At 44.3% G+C, this 777-nt stretch carries 1 protein-coding gene; it reads left to right on the top strand.

Annotated elements, in window-relative coordinates:
* On the top strand, positions 1–777 hold a 777-nt coding region (locus R7E78_RS26020; protein ID WP_318058595.1), incomplete at both ends, for a HAMP domain-containing sensor histidine kinase.

The raw sequence follows: 777 nt of genomic DNA, 5'->3' as shown, positions 1-777 counted from the left end.
TGATAGAAAGATTCGTCAAAGCCGCGCGTTAGCCAACTCGATCGCACATGAAATGCGCAACCCATTGGCGCAAGTTCAGCTTCAATTTGAAGCGCTGAAACAGCACATTGATAGCAATGCATCCGATGACAAGATCAGGAGCGATATCGAAAAAGGCCAAGCAGCAATTCAGCGTGGACGCCAACTCATCGACATCATCTTGCGCGAAGTCAGCGATACTTCTGCTGTGCATGAACCCCTTTCGCTTACTTCGATTCATAAAGCTGTAGATCTTGCGGTGAGTCGATACGGTTTTGAAAACGAACACATCATCGAAAGGGTGAAACTTCCGACTCAAAACGACTTTGTCGCCAAAATCAACGAGACGCTGTTTAACTTTGTCATTTTCAATTTGATTCGCAATGCGATTTACTATATTGATTCCTATCCCGATAGTCTAATTGAAATCAGAACCCTCATCGGCCCTTATGAAAACACGCTTGTTTTCCGCTATACATGGCCTGGGATTGATGACAGCATCGTACACAAAATCTTTGATGACTTTTTCTCATTCCAGAAGAGCGGCGGTAGCGGACTTGGCTTGGGTTACTGTCAGCGTGTGATGCGTTCTTTTGGTGGTCGAATTGAGTGTAAATCGGTAACTAATGAATTTACCGAGTTTTATCTGCATTTTCCGGTTGTGCCAAATGCACCGAAAGTAGAAACGCTTCGAACGCCAAACTTTTACAACTGGAATCAGAAAGTCAAAACCAAACCAAGTCCAGAACCTGTCGTACA

The organism is Vibrio sp. YT-19(2023) (assembly GCF_033337395.1).
This window is presented reverse-complemented; position numbering and strand designations above follow the sequence as displayed.